This window comes from Comamonas sp. F1-6, from assembly GCF_039581415.1.
Lineage (GTDB): Bacteria > Pseudomonadota > Gammaproteobacteria > Burkholderiales > Burkholderiaceae_C > Comamonas > Comamonas thiooxydans.
In genome coordinates this window covers 89,719-104,683 of sequence record NZ_JBCPWN010000017.1, presented here as the reverse complement: position 1 = coordinate 104,683, position 14,965 = coordinate 89,719, and the positions used below count along the sequence as shown (strand labels likewise).

Annotated in this window: 10 protein-coding genes; 4 read left to right on the top strand and 6 right to left on the bottom strand. The window is 65.0% G+C overall.

Annotated elements, in window-relative coordinates; all coding sequences use genetic code 11:
• Positions 1-61: 61 nt before the first annotated feature.
• Positions 62-2,983 (top strand): aconitate hydratase, encoded by a 2,922-nt coding sequence (locus AAIL66_RS17210; protein WP_343497296.1) that lies wholly within the window; start codon positions 62-64, stop codon positions 2,981-2,983.
• A gap of 72 nt (positions 2,984-3,055) precedes the next feature.
• Here AAIL66_RS17210 and AAIL66_RS17205 read toward each other — a convergent pair whose 3' ends face one another.
• The 3 genes from AAIL66_RS17205 to AAIL66_RS17195 form a co-directional block, all read right to left on the bottom strand.
• On the bottom strand, positions 3,056-3,445 hold the full coding sequence (locus AAIL66_RS17205; protein WP_012839226.1) for a VOC family protein: 390 nt from the start codon (positions 3,443-3,445) through the stop codon (positions 3,056-3,058).
• Positions 3,446-3,594: 149 nt separating this feature from the next.
• Positions 3,595-4,710 carry a PepSY-associated TM helix domain-containing protein gene (locus AAIL66_RS17200; protein ID WP_343497295.1) on the bottom strand — a complete coding sequence of 372 codons (1,116 nt, stop codon included), beginning with the start codon at positions 4,708-4,710 and terminating at the stop codon, positions 3,595-3,597.
• 49 nt (positions 4,711-4,759) lie between these two features.
• Positions 4,760-6,976: a TonB-dependent siderophore receptor gene (locus AAIL66_RS17195; protein ID WP_343497294.1), complete on the bottom strand. Its 2,217-nt coding sequence runs from the start codon at positions 6,974-6,976 to the stop codon at positions 4,760-4,762.
• Positions 6,977-7,516: 540 nt separating this feature from the next.
• Here AAIL66_RS17195 and ilvD point away from each other — a divergent pair.
• Positions 7,517-9,331, top strand: coding sequence for a dihydroxy-acid dehydratase (ilvD, locus tag AAIL66_RS17190; protein ID WP_034359447.1), 1,815 nt, complete (start codon positions 7,517-7,519; stop codon positions 9,329-9,331).
• 97 nt (positions 9,332-9,428) lie between these two features.
• Positions 9,429-10,424, top strand: a complete 996-nt coding sequence (locus AAIL66_RS17185) for a Bug family tripartite tricarboxylate transporter substrate binding protein (protein WP_034359444.1) — start codon at positions 9,429-9,431, stop codon at positions 10,422-10,424.
• 264 nt (positions 10,425-10,688) lie between these two features.
• Here AAIL66_RS17185 and AAIL66_RS17180 read toward each other — a convergent pair whose 3' ends face one another.
• The 3 genes from AAIL66_RS17180 to AAIL66_RS17170 all read right to left on the bottom strand — a co-directional run bounded on the left by AAIL66_RS17180 (position 10,689) and on the right by AAIL66_RS17170 (position 14,026).
• A complete protein-coding gene (locus AAIL66_RS17180) occupies positions 10,689-11,549 on the bottom strand; it encodes a plasmid replication/partition related protein (RefSeq protein ID WP_034359442.1) in 861 nt (286 codons plus the stop codon).
• 155 nt (positions 11,550-11,704) lie between these two features.
• Positions 11,705-13,093: a tRNA 5-hydroxyuridine modification protein YegQ gene (gene yegQ / locus AAIL66_RS17175; RefSeq protein WP_343497293.1), complete on the bottom strand. Its 1,389-nt coding sequence runs from the start codon at positions 13,091-13,093 to the stop codon at positions 11,705-11,707.
• Between the two features lie 27 nt (positions 13,094-13,120).
• Positions 13,121-14,026 carry a LysR substrate-binding domain-containing protein gene (locus AAIL66_RS17170; RefSeq protein ID WP_343497292.1) on the bottom strand — a complete coding sequence of 302 codons (906 nt, stop codon included), beginning with the start codon at positions 14,024-14,026 and terminating at the stop codon, positions 13,121-13,123.
• Positions 14,027-14,172: 146 nt separating this feature from the next.
• Between AAIL66_RS17170 and AAIL66_RS17165 the strand changes: the two genes are divergently transcribed.
• The gene (locus tag AAIL66_RS17165) at positions 14,173-14,931 is read left to right on the top strand and encodes a sulfite exporter TauE/SafE family protein (protein WP_343497305.1); all 759 of its coding nucleotides are present in this window, start codon (positions 14,173-14,175) and stop codon (positions 14,929-14,931) included.
• The last annotated feature ends 34 nt before the right edge of the window (positions 14,932-14,965 follow it).

Here is a 14,965-nt window from a genome sequence, read left to right as displayed (position 1 = left end):
TTGTGTGCACAATGGAATGCAAAAGCGTTTTCCCTGTGTTCTGTCCATGGAGAGTCTCACGATGTCGCATGCTTTTGCCAAAACCCTGAAGTCCTTTGAACTGGCCGAGGGCAAGAAGGGCAAGTTCTATTCCTTGCCGGCCCTGGCCAAGCAGTTCCCGGAGATCAAGCGCCTGCCTGTCTCGATTCGTATCGTGCTCGAATCGGTGCTGCGCAACTGTGACGGCAACAAGATCACCGAGGAGCATGTGGCGCAGCTGGCGCGCTGGCAACCCAAGGCCGAGCGGGTCGACGAGATTCCGTTTGTCGTCGCGCGCGTGGTGCTGCAGGACTTCACCGGCGTGCCCTTGCTGGCCGATCTGGCCGCGATGCGCAGCACCGCTGCCAAGCTGGGCAAGAAGCCCAAGTCCATCGAGCCGCTGGTGCCCGTGGACTTGGTTGTGGACCACTCCATCATGGTGGACTACTTCGGCACCAAGAAGGCGCTGGACTTGAACATGAAGCTGGAGTTCCAGCGCAACCAGGAGCGCTACCAGTTCATGAAATGGGGCATGCAGGCCTTCGACACCTTCGGTGTCGTGCCGCCGGGCTTCGGCATCGTGCACCAGGTCAATCTGGAATACCTGGCGCGCGGCGTGCACAAGGCCAGGAGCGGCAAGGGCGAGGCGGTGTACTACCCCGACACCCTGGTCGGCACCGACAGCCATACCACCATGATCAACGGCATAGGCGTGGTGGCCTGGGGTGTGGGCGGCATCGAGGCCGAGGCGGCCATGCTGGGCCAGCCCGTGTACTTCCTCACGCCTGATGTTGTGGGCTTCGAGTTGACCGGGCAGTTGCGCGAAGGCGTGACGGCCACCGATCTGGTGCTCACCGTCACGGAGCTGCTGCGCAAGGAAAAAGTGGTCGGGAAGTTCGTCGAGTTCTTTGGCGAAGGAACGCGCAGCCTGTCGCTGCCGGATCGCGCCACCATCGGCAATATGGCCCCTGAATATGGGGCGACCATGGGCTTCTTCCCAGTCGATGAAAAGACCATCGAGTACTTCAAGGGAACGGGACGTACCAAGAGCGAGATTCAGGCCTTCGAAGCCTACTTCAAGGCCCAGCAGCTGTTTGGCGTGCCCAAGGCCGGCGAAATCGACTACTCGCATGTGGTCAAGCTGGATCTGGGCAAGGTGGCACCGAGTCTGGCCGGGCCCAAGCGCCCGCAGGACCGCATCGAGATCGGCCATGTGGCCGGGCAGTTCGACGAGCTGTTCAGCGCTCCCGTGGCCCAGAATGGCTTCAATCTCCCAGCCGATCAGCTGGCGCGTCGCCATGTGGTGAGCCCCGATGGTCCCGAGGCCTTGCAGCCCGAGAGCAAACCCCTGTCGGCCGGTGCGGAGCGCAACAAGGCCGAGATGGTGAGCAACACACCCGAGACCGGCAAGGTCGAGGCCAGTGCGATTGCTGCTGATGCCAGCCATGCGGTTGCAGCGCCGGAAAAGAGCTTCGATATCGGCAGCGGCGATGTGCTGATTGCAGCCATCACCAGCTGCACCAATACCTCCAACCCCAGCGTCATGCTGGCGGCGGGCCTGCTGGCCAAGAAGGCGGTACAGGCAGGCCTCAAGGTCAAGCCGCATATCAAGACCTCGCTGGCCCCGGGCTCTCGCCTGGTCACCCGCTATCTGACCGAGGCGGGCTTGCTGCCTTATCTGGAAAAACTGGGCTTTGCGCTGGCAGGCTACGGCTGCACCACCTGCATCGGCAATGCCGGTGATCTCACCCCCGAGATCAATGCCGTCATCACGCAGAACAATCTGGTCTGCTCGGCCGTGCTCTCGGGCAACCGCAATTTCGAGGCCCGCATTCACCCCAATATCAAGGCCAACTTCCTGGCCAGTCCTCCGCTGGTGGTGGCTTACGCGATTGCCGGCACGGTGCGCAAGGACCTGATGACCGAGCCCGTGGGCAAGGGCAAGGGCGGCAAGGATGTGTATCTGGGCGATATCTGGCCCAGCAGCGAGGAAATTCAGGAGCTGCTCAAGTTCGCCATGAACGGCAAGGCCTTCCGCAGCAATTACGAGCAGGTGGCCAGCGAGCCAGGCAAGCTCTGGGAAAAGATTCGGGGTGTGACGGGCGCCACCTATACCTGGCCCGAGAGCACCTATATCGCCGAGCCGCCGTTCTTTGCCGACTTCGCTCTGGATTTGAAAGCACCACCCGAAGACGGGGGCAGCGCTTCAGGTCAGAAAGGCTCTAACTCCAGTGCGGTGCACGGTGCTCGCATCATGGCCTTGTTCGGTGACTCCATCACCACCGACCATATCTCGCCCGCAGGCTCCATCAAGGAGTCTTCGCCGGCAGGCAAGTGGTTGCTCGAGCATGGCGTGCACAAGGCCGACTTCAACAGCTATGGCTCGCGCCGGGGCAACCACGAGGTGATGATGCGCGGCACTTTTGCCAATGTGCGTATCAAGAATCTGATGATCCCCGCCGCAGGCGACGGCTCGCGCGAGGAGGGCGGTGTCACCCTGTTCCGCGACGACCATGGCCGGGCCGAGAAGATGGCCATTTACGACGCGGCCATGAAATACCAGGCCGCGGGCCGTGCCACGGTGGTGCTGGCAGGCGAGGAATACGGCACGGGCTCCAGCCGCGACTGGGCGGCCAAGGGCACGCAACTGCTGGGCATCAAGGCCGTGGTGGCGCGCAGCTTCGAGCGCATTCACCGCTCCAATCTGGTGGGCATGGGCGTGTTGCCGCTGCAGTTCAAGGGCAATGACAGCTGGCAAACCCTGGGTCTGACGGGCGAGGAGTTCATCGATGTGATCCCGGCCGCCGACCTGGCGCCGCAAAGCGATGCCCAGCTGGTGATCACCAGGCCCGATGGCAGCAAGAAAACCGTGACCGTGAAGCTGCGCATCGATACCCCCATCGAGGTGGACTACTACCGCCATGGCGGCATCCTGCCCTATGTGCTGAGGCAGTTGCTGGCCTGATTGCGCCAGCTTGCCAGGTAAAAAGGCCTGTCCTCCTCGGAGGCAGGCCTTTTTCGTGGGCTGGCGCGAGCCCTATTTCATCGAGTGCAGGCCAAACATATTGCCTTCGGTATCGATGGCCAGGGCAATAAAGCCATAAGGGCCTATGGAGACTTTGTCGCGGTGCAGGCTGCCGCCGTTGCGTGCGACGCGGGCGGCCTGCTCGGCGCAGTCTTCACAGACGAAATAGACCAGCGTGCCGCCGCCGCCAGAGGGGCATTCCGGCATGCGGACCAGCGCTCCGGTGGCACCAGCGTTATCCGGCTGTCCTGGAAAGGCCCACATCTCCATGTCGGGGTGCTCGCCGCCTTCCGGCATGGCCAGCGCTTGCAGCTGACAGCCCAGCACGGCTTCGTAGAAGCTCCTGGCGCGCGACATGTCCTGCACGTAGATCTCGAACCAGCCAACGGGATTCATAGCCATCTTCAGCTCCTTGTCTGCTCATCGGTGGAAGTCCAGATGCTGAGGCCGCAGAGGCTGTGATGCAAGCAGACCCGGCCCTTAACAGGGGCTTCGAGCCTGGAACATGGGGCAAGGGCCGGGCGCGGGCTGCCGGGCGCCGGCCCGCACTCTCAGGGCTTTCTCTGGGCGGCAAGCTTTCTGGCCTTGCGGCGGTGCCACCAGAGCCAGATTCCGCTGATGCCCAAGCCACCCAGCACCAGGCCGTTGAGGCCGGCCAGGATTTCCATCAGTACGCCACCCAGCTCGCCCGTGTGCAGCGGATAGGCCATGGCCACCGCCGCAGCGCCGGGGTCGAGTTCATTCCAGCGCCTGACGTCCAGCACGGCACCATTGCGCGGGTCCAGCCATACCGAGCTGATGCCGTTGGGGTGCGGTTCACCGGGGGCGCGAAAGCGGATGCGTACTGCCTGCTTGGCATTGGGCGGCAGCTGCACGAAGCTGGCCTGGGCATCGGGCATGGCCGCGCGGGCCGAGGCCAGCATGGCATCCACATCGGCTGGCAGCGGTTTGGCAGATGTTTCCGTAGTCAGTGCGGGCAGCTTGGGTGGCTTGATTGCCGTGCTGCTGCTGAGCACATTGAGCCAGTCGCCCAGCGGCCGCCATGCCATATAGGCACCGGTGACGACCGACACCGCTATCAGCAGGCCCATGATCACGCCGCCGATGCGGTGCATGTCGAACAGGGCGCGCACCAGGCTTTTATTGAGTTCTATGCGCCAGTTGCCCGGCCAGCGCTTGGGCCACCAGAGAATGACGCCCGTCAGCAGCAGCAGCAGGTAGGCCAGGGTGGTCCAGGCCAGTATGGCCTTGCCGTTGGCGTCCAGCAGCAAGGTGCTGTGCAGCTTGAACAGCGTGTTGACAAAGCCCTCGGTCTCGCCGCGGCGGCCCTGCTCCGCTCCGGTGACGGGGTCCAGGTAAATGGTGCCGCGCCAGTCCGCAGCCTGAACGCGCAGCCACAGGCTGTCCTGTGTCTCCTGAGGCAGCCGGAAGCGCAGAGTGGCTTTGCTGCCGAACTCCTCATGGGCTCTTGCCAGTATCGGCGTCAGTGCTGCGGCCTGCTGCGCATGCGCCGTGCGGGCCTGGAATAGCTCGGGGTGTGCCATGCGGTCCAGCGGCTGGCCGATGATGAGCAGGGTGCCGGTGAGCCCGGCCAGAATCAGAATCCAGCCCAGGCCCAGGGCAAACCAGCGATGCAGCCGCAGCCACAGAGAACGGAGCGAAGTCATTGCGCGTGATGGTGTGATGCCCCGCGAGGTGGGCTCGCGGGGCCGCCGCTTAGAACGGCAGGGTGGCCTGAACGTACAGGGTGCGTGGCATGCCCACGTATTTGCCACCGCCGTTGTTGTCGGTGGAGCGGGTGAAGTAGCGGCGGTCAAACACGTTCTTCATGCCAACGGTCAGGCGCAGATTGTTCAGCTCCTTGCCGGCCTGGTAGCTGGTGCGCAGGCCCAGGATGGCAAAGCCCGGGATATCGCCCAGATTGCCATTGGCGTCTTCCTGCGTGATGTAGGGATTGGGCTTGGCGCTGGTGCCGGGCGTGCCGGGCGAGCGTTGCTTGGACTGGGCGTTCAGATCGGCATTGAAGGTCCAGCGCTCCATCGCATAACGTGCCGACAGGCCGGCCGTGTGGCGCGAATAAAGCGGCAGGTCGCGGCCTGCGAAGGGACCGGCCTGGCTGGTGGCCTGGGTGAAGGTATAGCTCATGCCCAGCGACAGGCCCTTGAGTGCCGGGTAGTTCTTGCCGAAGTCATAGCGCAGCGCCGATTCCAGACCACGGTGGCGCGTGGCACCCAGATCGGTCCAGATGCCGTTGCCGGTGCCGTCGCCCGGGCGGTCCAGGAACAGCTCCTTGTTGAAGTCGATATTGAACAGCGTCAGCTCGCCATTCCAGGTGTCGCTCTTGTAGTGCGTGCCCAGCTCATAGGTCTTGGCCGATTCGGGATAGAGCTGGTTGTTGGACGACTGGGCCAGCTGTGCGTACTGCTGAGGCCCGAAGGACTTGCCGGCATTGGCGAACACCGACCAGTGGCTGTCGACGCGGTAGAGCACCGACAGCGTGGGCAGCCATTCGTTGGCGGCCGCCGTCGGGTAGATGGCCGCTGCGGTCGCGCCCTTGTAGTCCACCACATTGTTGAAGGAGCGGATGCGCTCGTAGCGCACGCCGGGCGTGATGGTCCAGTTGCCCACATCGATGCGGTTGTCGATATAGAAGGCATTGGCCGTGGTGCCGCCCTGGCTGGTCTGGGTGGTGTTCAGCGGCAGGGCCATGGCATCGACCTGGCCGGGCACATAGAAGCCCGAAGTGGCCAGCGCCGTTTCTGAGCTCTTTTCCTTCAGGTAGCGATAGCCAACGCTGACTTCCTGCACCACGGAGCCGGTCTCGAAAATGCGCGAGTAGCGCGGCTCCACGCCGTAGTAGCTGTAGTCGCGCGGTGCGGCCGTGAGGCTGCGCTTGCCGGCATTGGCACCAGTGGCGTCGCGTTCGATATAGCTGCCGCGGAAGGAGTCCACGTAGTAGCTGAGCACTTCGAAGTTGTTGCGACCGTCCTTGTAGCTGTACTTGAGCGAGCCGTCGGTGCGACGGCCCGTGAACTGGTCATAGTTGCGCGTGCTCTGGAACGGGTCGGCTGCGTACTGGGCCGTGGTCAGGCCGCCGGGCATTTGGCCCTGGCCCTCGAAATGGTGCAGCGAAGCGGAAATGCTGCTGTTGTTGCTGAGCTTGTAGCTGCCCTTGACCAGCAGGTCGTCGATGTCGGTCTTGTCGTTGTTGCTGCGCCAGCCCTTGCCGTGCGTGCCCGAATACAGCACGGCCAGGCCCAGGCCCGACTCGTTGGTGCCGCCCACAAAGAAGCTGGGCGTGGTCTTCACGTTGCCGCCGTGGCTGTAGATCTCGGTGCCGATGGAGGCTTCGGCCGCAAAGGTCTTTGGAATGGCACGCGTCGTGAAGTTGATGATGCCACCCACGTTCTGCGGGCCGTAGCGCACCGAGCCTGCACCGCGCACCACGTCGATGGAGTCCAGATTGCCCAGCGCCACGGGCGCCAGCGACAGCTGGGGCTGACCGTAAGGAGCGTAGGAAACGGGCACGCCGTCCTGCAGCACATAGGAGCGTGGCGACAGGCGTGCGGTCAGACCGCGCACGCTCAGGTTCAGGGAGATATCGCTGCCGCCCGTGCCGTTGCTGTCCTGAACCTGCACACCGGGCACCAGGCGCAGCGCTTCGCGCAAGGTGGCCGCGCCGCTTTCCTGAATGCGCTCGCGCTCGACGATGGTGCGGGCGCCTGGATGCTCCAGCACCTTCTCGGCGTTGGACATGTCGCCATCCAGCCAGTTGCCGGTGACGGTGACCGAGTCCAGGGCGGCTTCGGCAGCGGCGGCGCTGGCCGTCTGTGCATGAACGGGGCTGGCGAGCACGCCAAGGGCTGCGGCAACGGCAGCGGCGGCGCTGCTCAGGCGAAAAGCGGGGGAGTCGGAAAGATGGAGGTTAGCCATGGGTGTTGTAGGGGAGTGCACACAGCACCTGGCTGGCATGAACAGCGCGCTGCCCCAGCCTTGCGCTGGCGGCATCTCTTGTCTTCAGTCGGGGCCGGAGGGGACTATGTGGCGTTTATTGGCAGGCGCAGATATTAATGAGAATGGCTGTCATTTGGCTGTATGTGGTTATGTTGAGACACAAAAAAACAGCCTCCCTGTTCGGCAATCTCGGCGGTCGAGGCCGCTGCGTGTGGGCGTTGGCAGGAGAAGGGCTTGACCCTGCTCGGGCAGCAGCTCCTGCAGACTGGGCAGTTGGGGCAGGCAGCTGCCGGCCTGACATGCCTGGCCGCAGTGGAGTCAGCGGTCCGTGGACGTTCGGCAGATGTCTCTTGCGCAATGCTGCGTCAGCGGGCTTTTTCTTGTGGCAAGGCGGGCGGCGGCAAGGTGAAACGCCAATGTTCAGGACTGGGGCTGACCGTTATTGTTCATAAGCATGCGGCGAAGTTCCGGCACATTCCTGCAGCCGCTGGACTTCATCCCGCTTCCGCTTCGCGCCCCATGAACGATTCCCGCTCTACCGATTCCCAGGCCGCCGTCAGCGGCCACGCTGAACCCTCCGACTCCTCTGTGCCATCCTCCGCCCCGGGCCTGCGCTCGGCCATCGTGCACCGCGGCACCTTGCGCGCCAGCGCGCGCAGCTTTCTGCATGCGCTGGGCCAGGACGATGAGGAGATTGCACGCCCGCATGTGGGTGTGTTCCATACGGGCGGGGAGATGAGCCCCTGCAATATGAATCTCCGCGACCAGGCCCAGCATGCCAAGACCGGCATCTACGCGGGCGGCGGAATGCCGCACGAGTGCCCCGTGGTCTCGGTCAGCGACGGCCTGACCATGGCGCATTCGGGCATGCGCTTTTCGCTGATCTCACGCGAGCTGATCGCCGACAGCGTGGAGGCCTCGGTGCGCGGCCACCAGTGGGACGGCATCTTTGCCGTGGGCGCTTGCGACAAGAACCTGCCGGGTCTGATGATGGCCATGGTGCGCTGCAATGTGCCCAGCGTCTTCGTGCATGGCGGCTCGGCCCTGCCCGGGCAGATGCCAGGCAGCGTCTCGGGGCGCGACCTCAACGTGGTCGACACCTACGAGACCATAGGCAAGGTGCTGGCCGGTACCTCCACCATGCAGGAGCTGGACACCGTCACACGCTCCTGCCTACCCTCGGCCGGGGCCTGCGCCGGGCAGTTCACGGCCAACACCATGGGTATGGTCAGCGAGGCCCTGGGCCTGGCGCCTATAGGCTCCAGCATGGTGCCGGCCGTGTTCAGCGAACGTGCGCCGCTGATGCGCCGCGCGGGCCGCCAGCTCATGGAAATGGTCTGGGCCAGCGCCAGGGGCGAGGCCGTGCTGCCGCGCGACATCGTCACGCGCAAGGCCCTGGAAAATGCCTGCGCCGTGGTCTGCGCCACGGGTGGCTCCACGAATGCGGCCCTGCACCTGCCGGCGATCGCGCACGAGGCCGGCATACGCTTTCACCTCGACGACGTGGCCGAGATCTTCGCGCGCACGCCGCTGATCGCAGACCTCAAGCCCGGCGGCCGCTTCCTGGCGCGCGATGTCTACTACATCGGCGGTGCGGCCGTCATCCTGCGCACCCTGCTGGAGCAGGGCCTGCTGCATGGCGATGCATTGACCTTCACGGGCCGCACGCTGGCCGAGGAAGTGGCCGATGCGGCCGAGCCCGACGGCGAAGTGGTGCGCAAGGCCGGCAACCCGATCTCGGCGGATGGCGGGCTCACGGTGCTCAAGGGCAATCTGTGCCCTGACGGTGCCCTGCTCAAGACCGCAGGGCTCAAGACCCTGGTGCACCGCGGTCCGGCCCGCGTCTTCGACTCCGAGGAACAGGCGCAGGACGCCGTGCAGGCCATGGCCTACGAGAGCGGCGATGTGCTGGTGATACGCAACGAAGGCCCCAAGGGCAGCCCCGGCATGCGCGAGATGCTGGGCATCACAGCCTTGCTCTACGGTCAGGGCATGGGCGACAAGGTGGCACTGCTCACCGACGGGCGCTTCTCGGGCGCCACGCGCGGCCTGTGCATAGGCTACGCGGGGCCGGAGGCCGCTGACGGTGGGCCGATTGCCGCACTGCAAGACGGCGACATCATCGCCATCGATGCGCGGGCCGGCGCGCGCAGCATCACGGTGGAGCTGGAGCCCGCCGTCATTGCCGCGCGGCTGGAAGCCGCCAGGGCCAGCCGCGCGCAGCAGCGCCCCCTGGGCGGGCTGCTGGAGAAATACGCGCTGACCGTGCGCCCCGCCCACCAGGGCGCGGTCACGCATTCGGGGGCGGTGACCTGGCTGCGCGACAGCAAGTGATGCGCACAGAGGCAAAGACAGCGACCCGGGAGGGTGAAGCGACTCCAGGGCCTGAAAGACAGAATTAACGACGACTCAAAACACCAAGGAGACCAATATGAACTTCAACCGCCGTGAGTGGCTGCAGGCCGCAGGTGCGGGCAGCGCGGGAGCGCTGCTTTCGGGCCTTGGCCTGCCGGCACTGGCCCAGGCGCCGCTAGAGAATCTGAACATCATCACCGGCTTCGCGGCCGGTGGCACCTCGGACGCCATCTGCCGCCGCGTGGGCACCAAGCTCGCCGCCTATGCCAAGGCCGTGGTGGTGGAGAACCGCACGGGCGCGGGCGGGCAGATCGCCATCAACTACGTCAAGGGTCGCCCGGCCGATGGCTCGGTGATGCTGCAGACGCCCACCTCCATGCTCACCATCTACCCGCACATCTACAAGAAGCTGGGCTACGACCCCGTGGCCGATCTCACGCCTGTGACCGTGGGCTGCATCTTCGACTTCGGCTTTGCCGTCGGCCCCATGGTGCCGGCCAGCGTGACCACCGTGCCCGAGTTCTTTGCCTGGGTCAAGACCCATCCCGACGGTGCCAGCTTCGGTTCGCCCGCCGCGGGCTCCACGCCGCACTTCGTCGGCGCCCTGCTGGGCCAGCAGGCGGGCGTGGACTTCAAGCACGTGGGCTACCGCGGCTCGCAGCCCGCGCTCATGGACATGATGGGCGGCAACATCGCCGCGGTGAGCTGCCCCGTGGGCGATGCCATGCAGCACGCGGCCAGCGGCAAGATGCGCCTGCTGGGCGTGAGCGGCGCCAAGCGCAACCGCTTCATGCCCAAGGTGCCCACCTATACCGAGCAGGGCTACAAGAACATGGCCCACAGCGAGTGGTTCGGCTTCTTCCTGCCGGCCAAGGCCAAGCCCGATCAGGTGGAGCGGCTCAACGCTCAGATGCGTCAGGCCCTGGCCAGTCCCGATGTGGTCGACAGCCTGGCCGTGTTCGGCCTGGAGGCCATGTCGTCCTCTTCCGCCGAGCTGGCGGCGCTGATCAAGGAAGACCTGGCCAAGTGGGCGCCCATCGTCAAGCAGGTGGGCTTCACGGCCGAGGCCTGATCAACCGTGTCCGGTGGTCTCGGGGCCGTGCCGCCGACTTGACGGGCGGTTCGGCCCCGTCGCACCGCCTGGTCGGAGCTAAGACATGCTTTCGGTCAGGCCGCCAGCGGCGATGTGCTGGCAGGCATCAGCGTGGCTGCCACCGAAAACCGCATGCCGCGCGAGCGCCAGCGCCGGATCGTGCAGCTCATGCGCAAAAGCCTGCGCGCCCATGGTTTCGACGCGTTCTGAGCGGCAGGCAGGGGCCATCGCAGCTGCTGCGGCTTAACCCTGTTCGGCCAACAGGTCCTGCAAGGTCTTGACCTGCAGGCGCAGGCGCTCGTTCTCGGCTTCCAGCTCGGTGACGCGGGCCTGCAGCTCTTCGGGGCTGGCGGCTGGCGCGGCTTCTGCCGATTCTTCGGCTTCGGGCTTGGCGGCCTTGGGCTTTTTCTTGGCATCGCGCACGCGCTTGGCTGCCTGCTTGAGGGCATCGGCGCCTTCGGCGGCCACGGCTTGCTGCTCTTCCTCGGGCAGGGTGGCGACCACGGCTGCGGCATTGAGCGAGAGTTCGCCGGCCTTGACCGCGGCCACGACTTCGGGCGCGGCCTTTTCCTGGATGGTCTCGATCATCTTGACCTGACCGGCCGACAGGCGGGCGGCGCGTGCCAGGGCTTCACGTGTGTCCAGCGCTTCGTCGGGCACCTTGGCCACGCTGGCCAGCGCCTGGGCCACCACGGGGTCGGTCTCGCCTTCCCATGGGGCTTCCTCGCTGGCCGGCTGGGCGGCCTTGGCGGCGTTCACGGCAGCGGCTGCTGCAGCGCGTCGCTCGGCAATGATCTCGCGCTTGCGCAGCGCCAGCACGCCGCGCTGGAAGTCCGAGACTGAGCGGCGGCCCAGATGCTGGTCGATCATCCACAGATGCACGTCGTCCATGTTCTTGAACTGCGTGGCCTGCACGGTGTTGAAGGGCAGGCCGTGTTTCTGGCAGATGCCGTAGCGGTTGTGGCCGTCGATGAGCAGATCGCCCCAGACCACCAGGGAGTCGCGGCAGCCTTCGGAAAGGATGCTGCGCTCCAGCGATTCGTGCTCGTCCGGGGTCAGAGGGTCGATATAGGCCTTCAGGCCTTCGTCAATTTTCAGTTCCATGTGTGTTCTTCAAATTGAGGAGCTGCCTGCGCTTGTTATCGTTGATTTTCAACATGAATTCAATTTGAATTCAAGAGAAGACGAGCGAAAGCAGCTATAGAGAAAAGAGCAACGCCCCAGCGTATGGGGCGTTGGAAAAGCAAAGCCGGTCGAGCTTACAGCAGACGCGAAATCAGCGCACCTTCCACAGGGCCTTCCAGCGGAATGCGCACGCGCACGGGGTTGCCTTGTGCGACTTCCACAGGCTGGCCTTCGAGGTTGAACATCTTCTCCAGCTTGACTTGGCGGTTGCCCTGGGGATGAATCACTTCGATGGTGTCGCCCACGGCGAAACGGTTCATGGTTTCAATCTCTGCCATGCCGTCGGCCCAGCCGCGCACCGCGCCCACGAAGTGGCTGCGCTGCAGCACGCTGTGGCCGGTTTCGTAGTTCTGGTAGTCGTTGGCAGGGCGGCGCTCCAGCAGGCCGCCGGTATAGCCGCGGTTGGCCAGGCCTTCGAGTTCGGTGATCAGATGCGGGTTGAACGGACGGCCGGCCACGGCGTCGTCGATGGCGCGGCGGTAGGTCTGGGCTGTGCGGGCCACGTAGTACAGGCTCTTGGTGCGGCCTTCGATCTTGAGCGAGTCCACGCCGATCTTGGTCAGGCGCTCCACATGCTCCACGGCGCGCAGGTCCTTGGAGTTCATGATGTAGGTGCCATGCTCATCTTCCATGATGGGCATCATCTCGCCGGGGCGGCCTTTTTCCTCGAGCAGATAGATGGCATCGGCCTTGGGATGGCGCTGCTGGTCACCGCAGGTGCTGGTGAACTGGTTGTCCAGATCGTTCTTGGCTTCTTCGAAGTTGAAGCCGTTTTCCATGGTCTGGCCCAGCGCCTCGCCGGTGTTGGGGTCCACGGCCGCGTCATGCGTCTTGTAGTCCCAGCGGCAGGCGTTGGTGCAGGTGCCCTGGTTGGGGTCGCGGCGGTTGAAGTAGCCCGACAGCAGGCAGCGGCCCGAGTAGGCAATGCACAGCGCGCCGTGCACAAACACTTCCAGCTCCATGTCGGGGCATTCCTGGCGGATCTTCTCGATCTCGTCCAGGCTCAGCTCGCGAGACAGGATGATGCGCGAGACGCCCATCTTCTGCCAGAACTTCACGGTGGCGTGGTTGGTGGTGTTGGCCTGCACGGACAGATGAATTTCCTGCTCGGGCCACTTTTCCTTGACCATCATGATGAGCCCGGGGTCGGCCATGATCATGGCGTCGGGCTTCATGGCGATGATGGGTTCGATGTCGCGCAGATAGGTGCGGACCTTGTCGTTGTGTGCAATCAGATTGCTGGTCAGGAAGAACTTCTTGCCGCGTGCATGCGCCTCGGCAATGCCCTGGCCGATCTGCTCCAGGCGGAATTCGTTGTTGCGCGCGCGCAAGCTGTAGCGCGGCTGGCCGGCGTAGACGGCGTCGGCACCAAAGTCGTAGGCGGCGCGCATCTTGTCGAGCGAGCCGGCAGGCAGCAGCAGTTCGGGGGCTTTGAGGGTCATGATGGCGCTATTGTCCCGCATAGCGCTTTTCACCGTGGCTTGCTAAGGCTACGCGGTCTGTAGCAGCTGCGCGTGCAACTGCTGCGCAGGCAATGACAGGGAGGCCGTCGCGGCGGGCGTGCACAGCAGCAGTTGGCGCTGCGCCCAGGCGTCGGACAGCGGCACGGCCACCACGCCGGTGGCGGCGGCGTGGCGCTGCACGGCGGCCAGCGGCAGCACGGCAATGCCCACGCCCTGGCCCACGAGCTGGCACAGTCCCTCGAAATGCTGCAGCTGGACCTGGATGCGCAGCAGCCTGTCGTTGATCCGCAAGGCCTGTTTCTGCAGCAACTGCTGCAGGGCGGAGTCGCGTGGCAGGCCGACCCAGTTCTCGTTCAGCAGCTCGGCCAGCGGAAGGTGCGCGCGCCCGGCCAGCGCATGGCCCAGCGGCAAGGCGGCGGCCAGCGGGTCCGGCCTCCAGGGCTGGCAGTGCAGTCCTGCCAGCGCCGCCGCGTCTTCGACATCCCAAGCGGCCACGCCGATATCGCACAGGCCCTGGCGCAGTCCGGCCAGCACTTCGCTGCTCGGGCATTCCTGCAGCTCCAGCGCAATCTGCGGGTGCTGGCGCAGAAAGCCGCTGACGGCCAGCGGCAGATGCTCGCGCACGGCCGAGGTATTGCCGCGCAAACGTATCTGCCCGGCCAGGCCGGCGCCGAATTCACCCATGGCCCCACGCAGTAGCTGCATCTGGCTGAGCACCTGGCGTGCATGCTGGCCCAGGGTGTGACCCGCAGCCGTGGGCTGCACGCCGCGTGCCTGGCGAATGAGCAGCGCCGTGCCCAGAAGCTGTTCCATGCCGCGCACGCGCTCGCTGGCCGAGGCCAGCGTGAGATGGCTGCACTGTGCCGCCGCCGTCAGCGTGCCGCTGTCGAGGATGTGCACAAACAGCTGGAGGTCGGTCAGGTCAAAGCGCATTTGATTCAAGCCTAAGGTTTATACGAAGTCTAGTTTTGGCAAATCCCGCTGGTCAGGCGCGTCTTGCAGCCGGATTATCTGCGTTATGCAAGGTATTGATGATTCCTGCTTGGTTTTTATGGTTCGGATGATACGAAGGATTGATGATGTGGAATGAAGGCTGGATGGCTGCGGCAGCCATTGCCGTGTTTGGACTGGCGGGTTGTGTCAAAGGCGTGGTGGGGCTGGGCCTGCCCACGGTTTCCATGGCCTTGCTGGCGGTGTTCATGTCGCCCGCGCAGGCGGCGGCCTTGCTGCTTTTGCCTTCGCTGGTGACGAATCTGGTGCAGATGCGGCCCGTGGCGGGTTTGCGGGCCTTGTTGCAGCGTCTGGGCTGGATGCAGCTGGGCATTGTGCTGGGCACGCTGGGAGGTGTGGCCCTCTGGGGCGGAGTCGGCAGCCTGTCAGCAGCCAGGCCGGCTCTGGGCCTGGCGCTGGTGATGTACGCCCTGTGGGGGCTGTCGGGCCTGCGCTGGCAGACGCCGGTGCCGCACCAGGCCTGGCTGGGCGCGGCATGCGGCCTGTTGACGGGCGCCATCACGGCGGTGACCGGTGTCTTTGTCGTGCCAGCCGTGGCCTTTTTGCAGTCGCTGGGCCTGGCCCGTCCCGCACTCATGCAGGCCATGGGCCTATGCTTTACCACTTCCACGCTGGCCCTGGGAGCCGGCTTGCTCTGGCAGAGTCAGGGCCTGGGTGTGCAGGCGCAGGATCTGGGGCTGGGACTGCTGGCTTCGGCCCTGATGCTGATTCCGGCGCTGGCCGGCATGCACTGGGGCGAGTTGCTGCGCGAGAAACTCTCGCCCGAGCTTTTCCGGAAGCTGCTGATGCTCAGTCTGCTGGTCCTGGGTGTCTACCTGTGCTTCTGAGTGGCAGGGGCTGCAGCGACATTGCCGCCGCCCC

What these genes read in the sequence shown, in the direction of transcription:
- AAIL66_RS17210 (WP_343497296.1), top strand. Translation starts at nt 62, where the DNA reads ATGTCGCATGCTTTTGCCAAAACCCTGAAGTCCTTTGAACTGGCCGAG.
- yegQ (WP_343497293.1), bottom strand. Translation starts at nt 13,093, where the DNA reads ATGCGGGACAATAGCGCCATCATGACCCTCAAAGCCCCCGAACTGCTG.
- AAIL66_RS17180 (WP_034359442.1), bottom strand. Translation starts at nt 11,549, where the DNA reads ATGGAACTGAAAATTGACGAAGGCCTGAAGGCCTATATCGACCCTCTG.
- AAIL66_RS17195 (WP_343497294.1), bottom strand. Translation starts at nt 6,976, where the DNA reads ATGGCTAACCTCCATCTTTCCGACTCCCCCGCTTTTCGCCTGAGCAGC.
- ilvD (WP_034359447.1), top strand. Translation starts at nt 7,517, where the DNA reads ATGAACGATTCCCGCTCTACCGATTCCCAGGCCGCCGTCAGCGGCCAC.
- AAIL66_RS17170 (WP_343497292.1), bottom strand. Translation starts at nt 14,026, where the DNA reads ATGCGCTTTGACCTGACCGACCTCCAGCTGTTTGTGCACATCCTCGAC.
- AAIL66_RS17200 (WP_343497295.1), bottom strand. Translation starts at nt 4,710, where the DNA reads ATGACTTCGCTCCGTTCTCTGTGGCTGCGGCTGCATCGCTGGTTTGCC.
- AAIL66_RS17205 (WP_012839226.1), bottom strand. Translation starts at nt 3,445, where the DNA reads ATGGCTATGAATCCCGTTGGCTGGTTCGAGATCTACGTGCAGGACATG.
- AAIL66_RS17185 (WP_034359444.1), top strand. Translation starts at nt 9,429, where the DNA reads ATGAACTTCAACCGCCGTGAGTGGCTGCAGGCCGCAGGTGCGGGCAGC.
- AAIL66_RS17165 (WP_343497305.1), top strand. Translation starts at nt 14,173, where the DNA reads ATGTGGAATGAAGGCTGGATGGCTGCGGCAGCCATTGCCGTGTTTGGA.